13 protein-coding genes and 1 pseudogene are annotated in these 15258 nt (G+C 42.0%); 2 read left to right on the plus strand and 12 right to left on the minus strand.

Features of this window, described 5'->3' with window-relative positions; all coding sequences use genetic code 11:
* Positions 1-75: 75 nt before the first annotated feature.
* Positions 76-4811: pseudogene (locus ADF68_RS11680) on the minus strand (endo-beta-N-acetylglucosaminidase).
* Between the two features lie 305 nt (positions 4812-5116).
* Between ADF68_RS11680 and ADF68_RS02430 the strand changes: the two are divergent.
* Positions 5117-6748, plus strand: a complete 1632-nt coding sequence (locus ADF68_RS02430) for a Na/Pi cotransporter family protein (RefSeq protein ID WP_049527702.1) — start codon at positions 5117-5119, stop codon at positions 6746-6748.
* 28 nt (positions 6749-6776) lie between these two features.
* Here ADF68_RS02430 and ADF68_RS02435 read toward each other — a convergent pair whose 3' ends face one another.
* Together ADF68_RS02435 and pepA are read right to left on the minus strand one after the other, a co-directional pair.
* On the minus strand, positions 6777-7073 hold the full coding sequence (locus tag ADF68_RS02435) for an enterocin immunity protein (protein ID WP_049548499.1): 297 nt from the start codon (positions 7071-7073) through the stop codon (positions 6777-6779).
* A gap of 23 nt (positions 7074-7096) precedes the next feature.
* Positions 7097-8161 (minus strand): glutamyl aminopeptidase, encoded by a 1065-nt coding sequence (gene pepA, locus ADF68_RS02440; RefSeq protein WP_049548500.1) that lies wholly within the window; start codon positions 8159-8161, stop codon positions 7097-7099.
* 253 nt (positions 8162-8414) lie between these two features.
* Here pepA and galE point away from each other — a divergent pair, with 253 nt between their 5' ends.
* Positions 8415-9413, plus strand: a complete 999-nt coding sequence (gene galE, locus ADF68_RS02445; protein WP_065426684.1) for a UDP-glucose 4-epimerase GalE — start codon at positions 8415-8417, stop codon at positions 9411-9413.
* 97 nt (positions 9414-9510) lie between these two features.
* Here the strand turns inward: galE and yidD are convergent, their stop codons facing one another.
* The 9 genes from yidD to racE are packed head-to-tail and all read right to left on the minus strand — an operon-like array spanning position 9511 to position 15223.
* A complete protein-coding gene (gene yidD / locus ADF68_RS02450; protein WP_049548501.1) occupies positions 9511-9747 on the minus strand; it encodes a membrane protein insertion efficiency factor YidD in 237 nt (78 codons plus the stop codon).
* Positions 9747-10472 carry a pseudouridine synthase gene (locus ADF68_RS02455; protein ID WP_049503236.1) on the minus strand — a complete coding sequence of 242 codons (726 nt, stop codon included), beginning with the start codon at positions 10470-10472 and terminating at the stop codon, positions 9747-9749. Before ADF68_RS02455 ends, yidD begins: the two co-directional genes overlap by 1 nt.
* A complete protein-coding gene (scpB, locus tag ADF68_RS02460; RefSeq protein WP_049548502.1) occupies positions 10459-11028 on the minus strand; it encodes an SMC-Scp complex subunit ScpB in 570 nt (189 codons plus the stop codon). The genes ADF68_RS02455 and scpB overlap by 14 nt, the downstream gene beginning before the upstream one ends.
* 12 nt (positions 11029-11040) lie before the next feature.
* Complete coding sequence (locus tag ADF68_RS02465; RefSeq protein WP_049548503.1) at positions 11041-11775, minus strand: segregation/condensation protein A; 735 nt, start codon at positions 11773-11775, stop codon at positions 11041-11043.
* A complete protein-coding gene (xerD, locus tag ADF68_RS02470) occupies positions 11775-12509 on the minus strand; it encodes a site-specific tyrosine recombinase XerD (protein ID WP_049548504.1) in 735 nt (244 codons plus the stop codon). Before xerD ends, ADF68_RS02465 begins: the two co-directional genes overlap by 1 nt.
* Positions 12506-12967 carry a cyclic-di-AMP-binding protein CbpB gene (gene cbpB / locus ADF68_RS02475; protein WP_049527719.1) on the minus strand — a complete coding sequence of 154 codons (462 nt, stop codon included), beginning with the start codon at positions 12965-12967 and terminating at the stop codon, positions 12506-12508. Before cbpB ends, xerD begins: the two co-directional genes overlap by 4 nt.
* Positions 12964-13485, minus strand: a complete 522-nt coding sequence (locus ADF68_RS02480; protein WP_049548505.1) for a metallophosphoesterase — start codon at positions 13483-13485, stop codon at positions 12964-12966. Before ADF68_RS02480 ends, cbpB begins: the two co-directional genes overlap by 4 nt.
* A complete protein-coding gene (locus ADF68_RS02485; protein WP_049548506.1) occupies positions 13461-14432 on the minus strand; it encodes a nucleoside-triphosphate diphosphatase in 972 nt (323 codons plus the stop codon). The genes ADF68_RS02480 and ADF68_RS02485 overlap by 25 nt, the downstream gene beginning before the upstream one ends.
* Positions 14429-15223 (minus strand): glutamate racemase, encoded by a 795-nt coding sequence (gene racE / locus ADF68_RS02490; protein WP_049548507.1) that lies wholly within the window; start codon positions 15221-15223, stop codon positions 14429-14431. Before racE ends, ADF68_RS02485 begins: the two co-directional genes overlap by 4 nt.
* Positions 15224-15258: the final 35 nt, after the last annotated feature.

Genomic DNA, 15258 nt, shown 5'->3' on the forward strand with positions numbered 1-15258 from the left:
GAAAATCTATTGAATATGCCATAAGAAGATTATACCACATTATGTACTGTTTTAGGTTCAATTTACTATATTAACTTAATCTTCTTTTTTCTTTTGAGCTAGCAAACCAAAACCACTTAAAACTCCAGCTAAGCCAAGAGCTACTAGATTTGCATCTACTCCTTCACCTGTACTTGGAAGTTGTTTTCCTTCAGGTTTGTCAGCTTTTGCTTCTGCTTTTGCTGGCTCCTGCTTAGCTACTTGTGCTACTGGAGCAGGTGCAAGAGGTTTGTCAGCTTGAACATCCACTTTTGTACCAACTTCAACAATCTCAGTTACGGCTTCCTTGAGAACTTCCGTCCCCTTAAGACTGCGATGTCCTTCAGAATCAATCTCTACAAGGTTTCTACGAAGACCTGCAACTCCTACTTGAACCAAGCGTCGTTCTCCTACTGGGAGGCTAGGATTTACTCTTTCTTCATGTCCATATGCAAGAACTTCTTTTTCCACAACCAAGCTTGGTTTCTTAACTTCTAAGACTTTTGGACCGTCTAGCGGTTGAACACGGCTTTCTACCTTGGTACCAACTTCAGTGATTTCTGCAACTGCTTCCTTGACTACTTCTGTTTTAAGAAGAGTACGGTTACCTTTGGCATCTACTTCAATCAGACGACGAGTCTGCCCTTCTACACCTACCTGAACAATACGACGTTCACCCAACAAGAGGTCTCCTGCTGGACGTTCTTAGCGTTCGAAGATTTGAGTTTCTGTTTCAATCACTAGCTCAGGTAGAGCTTCAACTGTTGGCGCAGTTTCTCCTTCTTCTAAGCTACCCACATGGTGGCTTTCTTCTGCAGGAGCTAGTTTCTTATTCAGCTTTTCTTTCATGTCCGCAAAGGCTTCTGGAATTGGCATTTGTGAAGATAATAAAGTCTCAGCTTGCGCAATCAACTCAGATTGAGGATCTTTTTCAAGGACAGATTCGAGCAAGCTTTCCAATTCTTCTCTAGCAGTTTGATAACGTTTATTTCCATCCAAGGCTGCACCTGCTTGTTTTAAATCGTTCAGGGCTTGGTTGACTGCTTCTTGACTAGCATCGTGGTTTTCTAAAATCGCTTTTGCTGCATCAATCTTCTCAGCAAGAGCTGCTTGTTTTGCTGCATCCGCAAATATATAAGCTAATGTTTCTTTGCGTCCTTGAGCAGATGTGATTTCTTGTTTCAGATATTCGTCGTTAATGGCTGCCTTAGGTGATACTAGAACATCAAAGTCGACAGTTTGTCCTTGATAGTGCAACTGAAGTTTTTGACGGCCTGTTTTTTGAGAATCATAACCTGTAATTTCGACTCCTTGGTCTGTAAAGCTATGTTCTGTCTCAGTTTCATCGTCATACAAGACCTTGAAGCGTCCTTCTGATAAGTCAAGAGCATCGCCTACAAAGTAATCAATCTTCGGTTGTTTACTAATATACAGGGTTGCGACTTCTTTTGGACCAGCTTCTTCACCTGTCACTTGAACCTTGAAGCTTCCTGCAACTGGAAGACCAAGATAGGTTACTGTTAACTCTTGTTCGCCATGATGGTGAGCATCGTAGCCGTTGACTACAACACCAGCATGACTAAGGTTGATGACTTCATCTGCTTCTTCACCTTCGTATTTGACACGGAGAAGACCACCTTTAAGATTCAATTCCTCACCACCTTGATAAGTTGTCTTTTTAGGTGCTGCTTCTAGACTGACAGCCTTAATCTTTCTTTCATCCTGAGGAATTGTTACAGCAAGAGTATTACTGATTTCTTTCCCTGGCAATTGTGTTCGGTAGTAAAGAAGACTTGGACGTTTTTCAAAGCTCAATGGATTTGTCGCTAGATCCCCTCCAACTGCTGTATTTAAGGTAGCGATTGGAGTTTGTGAATCTGCCTTGTCATAGACTTTGATGGTTGCCCCAGCAGGAACTTCTGAGAATCCTAGTTGAACCTTATTATCAGTTAGAACACGCGCTGCAACTTTACTCATTGGAATGTTTTGGCTCTCCGTATCAAGAGTTTCATACATCTTCCAGTTGTAGATACGAATGGCTTTCCACGGTGTTCCATTGTCAGACATGATGACGTTCAAGCGCCAGTCTTGCGCAGTGATTGGGCTATCAAGGGTGATATCTGAAACATGGGCTTTATTGCCACGAACAGCTTTAGCTAGTTTCCATTCGCCTGCTTCATCTTTGTAGTAAAGGTCAAAGTCTTTGGTGTTCATCAAGCCATCATTAACAGACTCTCCACCAGCTCCTGCGTGGTCCATGACCCATCTAACAACACGGCGTGGTTGTGTCAAACGGATATCAACGCTACCACTCAACTGAGCAGAAGACCATTTGTCAGATAGGCTGGTGATGGTACCATTCAACATTCCTTCGACGCCTTCTCCACCTTCTGTATTTGGGAAGGTACTTCCGATAACAGTCGCTCCTGGAACGATGTTTGTTGCTAATGGTCTTGGAAGGCTTGTATCTTGGACAGTCATTCCCCACTCAAAGTTTGTAGTTGCTGCTTCAGAGCGAAGTCCATTCTTCCCAACTGCGACAACCTTCAACTCTTGACTAGTACCAGTTGCACTAGCTGAACGGCTAACTTTTGGTAGGTAGATCGTAGTGGCAGACGAGCCTGTCAATAGATGCCAAGTATCGCCATCCTTCTCATAAACTTCATAGAAGTCAGCATCCTTGTTACCTGTAAATTGAACAATGGCTTCCGCTTCTTGAGCATTTTTCAGAGATTGTTTAGCTACTTTAAGAGCAGTTGGTGCTTGAGGTGCCTCTTGATTATCTGACACTGTCAACTCACCCAAGTTAAATTGGTAATCCTTAAGAGCAGCAGTATTTTCAAAAGTAAGTTTGATACCGTAAATGGTCTGACCTGCCAAGGTACTCAAGTCAAATTCGTCTTTTGTCCAATCGTCAGATAGAGTCAGCTCTTTACGAGCATTCTCGCCACCATAAGTATAGTTTTTCTGAGTCGCAAATTCTACATAGACCTTGCTTCCCTTACCGCCTTTATGGGCGACACGGAGTTTCGTTTTATCTGTTACTTCCAGTTTTGTAGAGTAGAGACGAACATCTTGGTTGGTATTTTCAGCTAAATCACCCGCAAACTTGAGTGAATTTCCTCCATTGTAGGCATCTTCAAAGTCATAGTCAGCTTGGAGTTTAGCAGCTGATGATGTTTGCCACCAGCGCCATGTAGGCAAGATACCTGATACAGAACGATAGTTCCATTCAGAATCCTTGGAAACTTTACCATCTACAAACCATTTTTTACCATGTCCAGTGTTAAAGGATGTTGTGAAGCTACGTCCAACTGCTGGTGTGCGGTCAGCTACGAGGTTGGCAATCCCGTACCAGTCCTTGTCCTCTGGTTTTTGACCAGTTGGATCTCCTTGATAACCTGCAAAGAAGATGTTTTCATTCTTATGATAGTCTTCGCCTGTCTTACCAAGACTGGTAATAGTATCAGGTGCAAAGAGGCCAAGTGATAATCGGAGCTTGCCATTTTCATCTAGAAGGGCATCCCATTTCACTTTTGTCTTGTAGGAACCACCTTGTTGCAATTCCAAACCTGCAAAAACATCATACTACTACGTCCAAGCCATTTTGCCATAGTTACAGAGTAATCATTTTTCTCTTTGGTCCAGTTAAAGTTGGCAAAGAAGTGATCTGCAGGAACCTTGTCCCCCTCTTTTTCCATGAATGGGTAGTTGTATTCACCAAGTCCGTCTTCGTGATAACGACCATATTCATAGGTCATGGCATCGTACCAAGAATACTTGACTGGATGATTGACTTGAGCTGCGTACTCCTTGGTATAAAGCATGAAGTCACGCATTTTCTTACCAAGAGGCGTTACGATATCTCCTGTTGTTTCTTGGTTGATAAAATATCCATCAAAGCCATAGTATTTAGCCAAATCAACCAACTTACGAGCGATAGGGAAAGTTCCGTCTTCGTCTTGTTGTAGAGCTGAAGCAAATTTTTCTTGGTCTGCAATGCTATTTGACCAGTTGAAGAAGAGTGTACCCAATACAGGAACACCATTACGGTGACCAGCATCAATCACGTCTGGAGTTGGGACTAGCCCTTCCCAAAAGACCATGGAATTCAAGTACTGCCAGTAGTCAAAAGCGTAGGCTTTAAACTCTTCACCACCTACAGAAGCGTGGTCTTTAGCCTTAGAGTTAGTGTTAGCAAGAGCTTCAACCTTAGCGTCCTTATTAGCTTTTTCGTTAACTACATGTCCACGATAGCGCTTGGCTAGTTCTACTGAAGAGCGGTTAATAGCATCGTCTTCGCGAGCACCTGGTTCCCATTTCAACAAATCTTCCCATGTGTCAAACTTAATTTCTTTTGGTCGAAGACTTTTTTCTTCTTTCTTAGGAACGTCAGCGACAGTAGCTTTTTCTTCTGGCTTATTTTCTGTAGTAGCAGGCGTTTCTTCAACCTTAGGAGTTTCAGTTGCTGGGCTAGTTGCTTCCCTATCAGCTGCAGTCAATTGATCCAAACTTGGTTTCTCTTCTGAAACAGGCTGCTCGCTTGTCTTATCTTCCGTCGCTTCCAGCTCTTTCAATACTTCTGGTGCTGGTGTGGTTGCTTCTGCTGGAGTAGTGGTTGACGGTTGCTCTGAAGCTACTGCTGTAGTTGTTGTCCCATTTTCTGGAACGACAGACTCTTCAGCCAAAGCTGGGCCTGCAAATAGAACTGAACCAATCATCAATGAGCAGGCACCCACTGACAATTTCCGAATACTATAGCGACAATGTTTTTCAAAAAATGGATTCTTCATCTTTTTCTCCTTTGACTTTCCATAAAAAGTAAGCGCTTTATTTTTGATTTAAAAAAGTAGCTGTTCCAAAAATATACAGAACAGGTCATTTTTATTTTACGATATTTAGAAAAAGAGTCAACACTAGCCCTTCAAGAACTATAAAGAAGTGAAGAATTAATATAAATTAGACAATCATCTGCTATTTTTCAAATAAAATCAACATTTTTCTCAAAAAAAGAGCATTTACTACTTGTTAGATTTACTTTTATCCTTTAAAATAGAATGGGAGAAATTCCGCGATTATTTTTCGGAGGAAAAAGAAAATGTCCATTAATTGGCAGGAAATTATTTTTCACTTTTTAGGTGGTCTGGGTCTATTTTTATATAGTATCAAGACCATGGGAGACGGTTTGCAACAAGCTGCTGGAGACCGCCTTCGATATTACATTGACAAGTACACAAGTAATCCCTTCTTAGGGGTTTTAGTGGGAATTGTCGTCACTGCCCTAATCCAGTCAAGTACAGGTGTAACGGTTATTACGGTTGGACTAGTCAGTGCTAGTCTCCTCACCCTTAGACAGGCCATCGGGATTATCATGGGAGCCAATATTGGAACGACCGTAACGTCCTTCATCATCGGTTTCAAACTTGGCGAGTATGCCCTACCCTTGATTTTCCTTGGAACCATGTTCTTATTCTTTACAAAAAACCGTACTGCAAATAATATTGGACGTATCCTTTTTGGTGTGGGTGGTATCTTCTATGCCCTCAACCTCATTAGTGCTGGGATGAGCCCTCTTAAAGACTTGCCTCAGTTCAAGGAATACATGGTTACCTTGGGTCAAAATCCTATCTTGGGAGTTGTGGCTGGTGCAGTTATTACCGTTCTGATTCAGGCTTCTTCTGCAACCATCGGGATCCTACAAGGTCTTTATGCAGGTGGATTCCTCGACCTCAAAGGGGCACTACCAGTCCTATTCGGAGATAATATCGGTACAACCTTAACAGTTATCATCGCAGCAGCCGGAGCAAACATCTCTGCTAAGCGAGTTGCAGCAACACACGTTACCTTTAACGTTTTAGGAACCATCCTCTGCTTAATCTTGTTAGGCCCATTCACTTCGATGATCGAGTACTTCCAGGCACTACTTCACCTCTCACCTGAGATGACTATTGCCTTCTCACACGGTGCCTTTAACGTAAGTAACACCATTGTACAATTCCCATTCATCGGTGCTTTGGCTTACTTTGTTACTAAGCTAATCCCTGGTGAAGACGAAGTTGTTAAATACGAACCTCTTTACCTGGATGAACAACTCATCAAGCAAGCTCCTTCTATCGCCCTAGGAAATGCCAAGAAAGAACTCTTGCACCTAGGAAACTATGCTGTTAAAGCATTCGATCTTTCTTACGACTACATTATCAATTCTAATGAAAAAGTCGCAGAAAAAGGACACAAGACCGAAGAAGCTATCAACACAATCGACGAGAAATTAACACGTTACCTCATTAGTCTATCTAGTGAAGCATTGAGCCAAAAAGAGAGTGAAGTCTTAACCAACATCCTTGACTCTTCTCGAGACTTGGAACGTATCGGTGACCACGCTGAAGCTTTGATTAATCTTAACGACTACTTGCAACGCAAGAATGTTCAATTCTCTAACTCAGCACTAGAAGAGTTGGAAGAGATTTACCGTCAAACAAGCGATTTCGTTAAAGATGCTCTTGAAAGTGTTGAAAACAATGACCTTGAAAAAGCTCAAGCTCTTATTGAACGCCATGAAGCCATCAACAAGATGGAACGCGTCCTTCGTAAGACACACATCAAACGCCTTAACAACGGTGAATGTTCTACCCAAGCAGGTGTCAACTTTATCGACATCATTTCACACTATACTCGTGTGTCAGACCACGCTATGAACCTTGCTGAAAAGGTTTTGGCTGAACAAATTTAATATAAAAAAATGCTTTGATTCTCTCGAATCAAAGCATTTTAAATAGCTCTCCAATCATAAAGGAAGAGGCAGCTGCACCCTTGTACCTTGCTTCTTCCTTTTTGATATAGCGGGCCAGATTAACTAACTCTGGCGCTGGTGTTCTAGGATTCTTGAGGAGTTCAAGTGTGACTAGCCCTGAAAGTCGGACTGCAAGCAAGCGCTCATTGGTGCTGGGCAACTGCTTAGCAGTTTCTAGGAGTGCAGCCACTAAATCTTCACTCAAGTTTTGACGGGCATTATTGTAAAGATCCCGTACCAAGGTTTCTAGGTTGGCTTCTTCCATCCTACACACCTCCATTTTTAAATTTAATAGTTCTTAATCAAATCTACAGTTGAGCGATCCAATTTTTTCACCAAGGCTTGTAGAAAAGCTTGGGCTTCTAGGAAGTCATCCATAGCGTAAAGGGTTTGGTGAGAGTGGATATAACGAGCACAAACACCGATTGTTGTTGATGGTACTCCACCATTTTTCAGATGAGCTGCACCTGCGTCAGTTCCACCTTTTCCACAGTAGTATTGGTACTTGATACCAGCTTCTTCAGCAGTTGTCAAAAGGAAATCTTTCATGCCTGGGAGAAGCAAGTGACCTGGATCGTAGAAACGAATCAAGGTTCCATCACCAATCTTACCTTGACCACCATAAACATCACCTGCTGGTGAGCAATCCACCGCAAGGAATACTTCTGGATCAAATTTTGTTGTAGATGCATGGGCACCACGAAGTCCAACTTCCTCTTGGACGTTAGCACCTAGGTAAAGTTCATTTCCCAGTTTTTGACCTGACAAGTTTTCTGCCAACTCGCTAACCATGAGAACTCCATAACGGTTATCCCATGCTTTTGAGATGATATTTTTTTTATTAGCAGTTAGGATTGCGCTACTATCTGGAACGATAGTATCTCCAGGACGGATACCAAAGCTTTCAGCCTCAGCCTTATCTGCAAAACCACCGTCAAAAACGATATCTGAAATAGCTGGCATGGTTGGGCCACCTGTGCCTCGAGTCAAATGTGGAGGTACTGAACCTGAGATGACTGGAATTTCACGTCCTTGGCGCGTAAAGAGTTTAAAACGCTGGCTGCTAACAACCATAGGGTTCCAACCACCAATGCTGACTACTCGGAAGGTCCCGTCTGGCTTGATTTCACTTACCATAAAACCAACTTCATCCATGTGAGAGGCTACCAAAACACGAGGTGCATTTTCAACTTCTGAGTGTTTAACCCCAAAAATACCACCCAAGCCATCAGTCACAACTTCATCCACGTGAGGGGTAATTTTTTCACGAAGATAAGCACGTACAGGTGCTTCATGACCTGAGATAGCGGAAAGTTCTGTTACTTCTTTGATTTTAGAAAATAATGTTGTCATTTCTATCCCTTCTTTCTTTCAACCATTTTACCACTTTTTATAGGAGAAAGGTAGTGGGAAGTTGGTATCTTAGTCTTCTTTCTACAAATCATATCTTATTTTCTAAGTAGTAAAACAGTATTCCCTTGTATATGAGGAAAGGTATAAAAAAATTATAACACCAACATCTTTACTTTTATGAAACTATAAAAAATATTTGACTTTTTCTTCTACATTTTTTAAAATAGAACAAAATTAGAAAAAGGAAAAAATCATGACTAAAACAATTCTTGTTACAGGTGGGGCTGGCTACATTGGCTCCCATACCGTTAAAGCTCTTTTAAATGCTGGCTACCAGGTGCATGTCCTAGATAATCTCTCTACAGGAAATCGTTCTGCTGTGGATAGTCGTGCTAGCTTTAAACAACTAGATGTTTATGATGCTAGTACCTTAAAAACTTACTTGGAAGAAAACAAGGTTGACGCTGTTCTCCATTGTGCAGGTGAGATTGTTGTGAGCGAAAGTATTGAAAACCCAAGCAAATACTTCACTGCCAATGTTGCTGGGATGAACCAAGTTCTTAAAGTCTTATCTGAAGTTGGCATTCAAAAAATCATGTTCTCTTCGACTGCTTCTCTCTATGGTAATAATTGTATTGATAAGCCAGCTACTGAAGATACCCTACTCGACCCTGTCAACCCTTATGCAGAGACAAAACTGATGGGCGAACGAATGATTTACTGGATGGCTAATCGCTACGATTGGAAATATGTTATTTTCCGCTATTTCAATGTTGCTGGGGCAGAAATGGATGCTTCAAACGGTCTGCGTGTGAAAAATCCAACTCACATCATTCCAAACATCAACAAGACCGCATTGGGACAAAATGATAGCCTAAAAATATTTGGAGATGACTACGATACACGTGACGGTTCATGTATTCGGGATTACATTCATGTCTTGGACCTTGCACAGGCTCATGTTAAAGGGATGAATTACCTATTTCAAGAAGACAGTTCTTCTCAAATCTTTAACTTAGGAACTGAAAAAGGCTATACCGTCAAAGAAATATTTAAAACTGCTGAAGAATTACTGAATCAAAAAATCCCACACGAAATTGTTGCTCGCCGTGCTGGTGACCCCGCTAGCGTCCTTGCAGATGCCTCAAAAGCTAAAAAATATCTTGATTGGAAAGCTAGTTACTCCCTTGAAGATATTATTTTATCAGATTATCATTGGCGTGTTAAAGAAGGCAAAAACATTTTGGAATAAATAACAGAAACATCAATAATAAATAAAAACACAGATAGATGGCACTTGATAAATACCAAGTATAATCTATCTGTGTTTTATACATTAGAAGCCAATTTTATATTGTATTTCTCTTTAATGAAAAATGATCTGGCACTGGATCTTTACCCGTTTCAGACCAAGGATGGCAACGTAATATCCTAGCCAAGCCCATCAAAACTCCCTTGAGGCCATGTTTTTCAATAGCCTGAATCATGTAATTTGAACAAGTGGGCTCAAATCTGCAAGACGGTGGAAAAGCTGGCGAGATAAAGCGTTGGTAAAAGCGCACTGGCGCAATTAAGATTTTTTTCATTATTTATTATTTGTTACAGCCATGGTGTGTAGCTGGCTGATTTCTTTTTTATTGAGACGACGTGCTTCTCCTGGACGAAGTCCTGTCAAGTCTAAATGTCCAAAACGTGTCCGAGACAACTTATCCACTTGGAGCCCAACTGCTTCAAACATCTTTTTAACCTGGTGATTGCGTCCTTCATGAATGGTTAGCTGGACAACCGAACGGTTTTTTACTGGATCTACTTTGAGAATTTCGTAGACGGCTGGCTTGGTTTTCTTGCCTTCAATTTCAACGCCTCGAGTCAAAGGACGGAGGTTTTCTTTGTTGGCAATCCCTTTCACACGCGCAACATAGACCTTATCAATCTCATTACGAGGGTGAATCATCTCATCTGTAAAGTCCCCATCGTTGGTCAAAATCAAGACTCCAGATGTATCCCAGTCCAAACGTCCCACAGGATAAATCCGTTCTTTAACATTGGGTAAAAGGTCAACAACCGTCTTGCGGCCCTTGTCATCCGTTACACTGGAAATTACACCACGTGGTTTATTGAGCAGATAATAGACCTTTTCTTCGTTATAGATTGGTTGACCTTCAACTTCGACCTTGTCGCCTGACTTGATAGTAGTCGCTAGTTCACGCACTACCTGTCCGTTGACAGTCACCAATCCTTGCTTGATCAACTCTTCTGCTTTTCTCCTACTGGCCACACCTGCGTGGGCAATATATTTATTGATTCTCATCTTCTTCTATCCTTTCACCAAATAATTGGCTTTCTTGTGCTTGAATGTCAAGCTCATTTATCACTGGCAATTCTTCCAGATGATTAATACCCATGTAATCTAGGAAATAATCCGTAGTTACATAGAGATTAGGGCGACCCAAAACCTCTTTTTTCCCGTCTTCCTTTATCAGATCAAAAGCCTGCAACTTTGCCAAGGCTCCACTCGAGTTGACCCCACGGATGGCATCAATTTCTATTCGTGTGATAGGCTGCTTATAAGCAATGATGGACAAGGTTTCTAGCGCAGCTCGAGATAGACTCTGGTTGATGGGCGCCTTAGAATATTCTTTCAAAATAGCTGCGAATTGAGGCTTGGTTACCAATCTGTAGGCACCACCTGTCTCAATCAAGGCTAAACTGGAATCCTGGTCTTTTTCATACTTTTGGACTAACTTTTCTAAGCTTTGCTGAATCCCAGTCGGTGGCAAAGAAAGGAGTTCAGCCAATTGGCGAATTCTTATCCCCTCTTCACCCGCTACAAACAAGAGCGCTTCTATTTTTGCTAAAGTACTCATACTTCCTCTCTATCAAGCCTGACTTTGTTCTACTTGATTTTCGTCTTTCTTTTTCAGGAGATAGATATCTCCAAAGCTCTCTTTTTGAATTAAGAGAATTTCTTGGGTTTTAATCAACTCCAAGGTCGCTAAAAAGAGTGTAATGACCTCTTGTAAATTCCTGGTTTCTTTAAACAAATCCTGCAAGCGCAATTGTTGACCTTCAACCAAGGCTTCTCGGACGATAATCATCATATCCTCGATCTTATACTCATCTCGTAAAATGGTTGTATGATTTTGCGAGAATTCTTCTTTTTTCTTGGAAAGCAAGTTTGAAAAGGCTAAGAAAAGATCGATTGTGGTCTTATCATGCACAAGTTCAGCATCCTCATAAATCAACTCAGTAGGTGCTTTTGAGTAATATTGAGCTCGTTCTTGGTGTTTCACTTCCAACTGCTCTCCCAAAAGTTTAAACTTGCGGTATTCTTCGATTTGAGAAAGGAGGTCCTGCTCCAGGTCATCCTCTAGGTCTGTCACTTCTGCAACCTTGGGCAAGAGCTTACGACTCTTGATCAGCATGAGTTGACTAGCCATGACCATGTACTCACCTGCGACTTCCAAACGCATAGCTTGTAATGTCGAGATATAGGCTAGATATTGCTCGATAACCTCTGTAATCGGCACATCATAGATATCCATCTGGTACTTTGAAACCAAGTGCAAAAGAAGATCCAAAGGCCCTTCAAAATCTTTTAATTTAATATCCATTATCTATATTTTTCCAAGGTCATGACTGTCTTTAATCCTAATTTTTTAGCAATTTCGTACAAGTCAACCTTTTCTTCGATTTGTCTTAATATAAACTGTTCTCTCAATCCTTGGGCAGATAAGTCTGAAAAACCTTTTTCTTTTAGAAAGGCTTCTAACTGACGAAAGGCCCACTGACGCGAGTAGGCTTTGCCAGACTTTTCAAAAATATAGGTCTGGTCCATCAAGGGAGCCAGTTCTGGAAGCAAGCGCGTGGGGATAGCTACAATTCTCTGTTGGGAAGCCTTCTTGATTCTCAAAACTTGAAAATCCAGATTGATATCCGCAACCTTTAGAGTTAAAATCTCGCTTGGCAAGAGTCCCATTTCCAAGATGAGGAGCGCCAGTAAGCGTCCCTCTGGAAAGTCGCTTTCCTGCCAAAAGGATTCTAGGTCCAAAAGCTCAGGTTTTGCTTGTTGCTGCTCGGCCTGCTTAAGCAATTCTATGCGATAAAAGGTCTTGAGTTCCCCTTTTTGATAGAGAAAGTAGAGAAACTGGTTACAAGCAGAAACCTTACGTTTTTGAGCACTAATCTTCAAACTTGACAGTTGGGCTTGATAAATCTTGAGACTGGTCTCAGAAATCCGCTCGCCTACAATGTCTAAAAATTGCTCAAGATCATACTTATAAGACTGCTTGGAATTGGCAGATAAGCCCTGCTTTTCCTCTAAAAATGCTGAAATCCCTTCTCTCATTTGCTTCGAATCTCATATTCCTTACTAAAGTCATGCAAGAGAGCATTGACAGCCTTAAGGATTGATTTCCGTGTGATAATGCCTTGGAAGATACCATCCTTGTCAACGACTGGTAGGAAAGACTCATCCACTAACTTATGTAAAACATCCGTCAGTGTATAGTCTGGACTGACAACTGCTACGTCCTTCTTGGTCATATGTACGATATCCGTGTCTGCCATAGCTTCCTGACTCAAGCCCTGCTCCATCTGGTAGGCCAGAATGTCTCTAAGTCCAATGGTTCCGACAAATTCTTTCTCATCAGTCACTACTGGCACTCTTGTATAGGTCATCTGGCTAAGGAGGAGAATTGCATGATCTGCATTGTGGCTATCAATGAGTACAGCCAAATTTTCAGCAGGAGTTAAAAAGGTTTCCTCTTGCTCCAGTAAAAACTGTTCAAACTCCTTGGCAATCATCGAGCAAACTCCTTGGATAAGCCTGGATAGACCTCATGGTTACGTGTCAAAAAGTCCACTTTAAAGTAGCTATCATCAATCTCTACACGGGCATAGAGGCATTCTCTGATAGTCCCACGTGGCTGACTGATAGAACCAGGGTTTAGAAAGAGGGTCTTTCCTTCCATCCAAGCGTTTGGAACATGCAAGTGCCCATAAAGACAGATATCTGCATCTTCTTCCTGAGCCCAGAAATCTAGTTTCTGGAAATTAAAGTTAATATCAAACAAATGTCCATGGGTCTGGATGATCTTGGTAGAGCCTAGTTGAGTCACCAAGCGTTCTGGATAATCTGAATAAAAGTCCATGTTTCCTCTGACTACTTGGATTCCTTCCCAGAGTGGTGAGTCTGGGCGAAGTTCCGAGTCACCATCGTGAAAAATGGCATCAACTTTCCCAAGATAGCGGTCACGGATTTCTTCTACAATCAAGCTATCTCCGTGGGAGTCACTCATTACAATGATGGTTTGCTTTGCCATGATGGAAATACCTCCAAAAGTTTCTTAACGGCTAAGGCACGGTGGGATTGACTATTTTTTTCTTCAAGGGTTAATTCAGCTGATGACTTGCCTGTTTCTCCTACTAGGAAAAGAGGATCATAGCCAAAACCATTTTCACCCTTAGGTTCAAAGTTAATGTAGCCTGGCCAATCAGCTTCGACCACCAAGCTTTCCTTACCTGGGCTAGCTACGACCAGGGTGGTGTGGAATTGTGCCGAACGGTCCTTGAGTTCAAAGACCATGGCTAATTCGTGCAAGAGTTTAGCATTATTTTCTTGGTCGGTAGCCCCTACTCCTGCAAATCGAGCTGACCAGACACCTGGTAATCCACCGAGGACATCGACTTTAAGACCAGAGTCATCAGCTAAAACCATCTTGCCTGTTAATTTAGAAATAGTTTCTGCCTTAAGGCGGGCATTTTCTTCAAAGGTCATACCTGTTTCTGCTACTTCAGGCAGGTCAGGATAGTCATTGAGATTCTCCACATCATATCCAAGTTTGTCAAAGATAGCACGAAATTCCTTGGTTTTGCCCTCGTTACGAGTCGCAATCAGCAAAGTTTCTCTGACCTTATTTGTCTCAAAGAAATCTTGAACGTTGACTCCTTCTTTAGGCAATTCCACATGCAAGAGTTGGCCATTTTCAACTAAGAGCAAGGCACCTTGACGTTGAATGACTTCTAAGTTTCGGTCCGCTTCTTGGTTAAGAATATCTACCACAAAAGAGAGTAAGCGATAGGCTGAACCATATCGTAAAACAGTGACTGAAAGCGGAAATCCTCGCTCCTCATCTCGAAAGATTTTGGCTAAATCAAACAAAGGAAACGCTAAGTCATCATCCGTCAAAGTCCGAATGCCACCAAAAACACTGTAGGATCCTACATACCAGTCCTGGTCGTCCTTGTATTCATAAATTTTGTTTGTCATAATGTTACATGCTCCACATGAATCTCTTTTTCCAGCCATTCTGCTCCTATCTGGGCAAAACTTTGGCTATTTGCTGTTGTGTAAAAACGGTGTTGTAGCGGGCCTGCATCACGGCTACGATTGATTTCAAAATAATTGAGCAAGACTGAGATGTCCCGCACGCACTCGGCTCCACTATCGATCAGCTGAACCTTAGGCCCCATGACATTTTGAATAATGGATCTGAGGAGTGGATAATGAGTACAACCCAAAATCAGGCTATCCACCTTTCCAACCAAGGGACGCAGGGTTTCATAAACCACTTTCTTGGTCACACTGGTTGACAGGGCACCTGACTCGACCAAGGGGGCAAATTTGGGACAAGCCAAACTCTCCACCTGCAAATCTGGATCCAGATCATGGATTTTTTGACGATAAATGTCAGATGTTACAGTCATGGGCGTTCCAATGACCCCGATTTTCCCGCCTTGACTGGACTTGATGGCTGCTGAAGCTCCTGGCAAAATAACACCTAGGACAGGAATATCTAGTTGAGCCTTAATTTCTTCCCAGACGACGGCAGTCGCAGTATTACAAGCAATGACAATCATCTTAACATCCTTGGTCAAAAGAAAGTTGACCAGCTGCCAAGTATATTCACGAATCTGCCCAGCAGGACGGGGCCCGTAAGGCGCTCGTGCCGAATCTCCAATATAAACGATTTCTTCATGGGGAAGCTGGCGCATAAGCTCGCGTACAACAGTCAAGCCTCCAACGCCCGAATCCAAAAAACCAATTGGTCGATTATCCATACAGTCTTCTTTCTAGTATTTTTTTCTGATTGATA

Origin of the sequence: Streptococcus pseudopneumoniae (genome assembly GCF_001068775.1) — a bacterium.
Classification (GTDB): domain Bacteria; phylum Bacillota; class Bacilli; order Lactobacillales; family Streptococcaceae; genus Streptococcus; species Streptococcus pseudopneumoniae_N.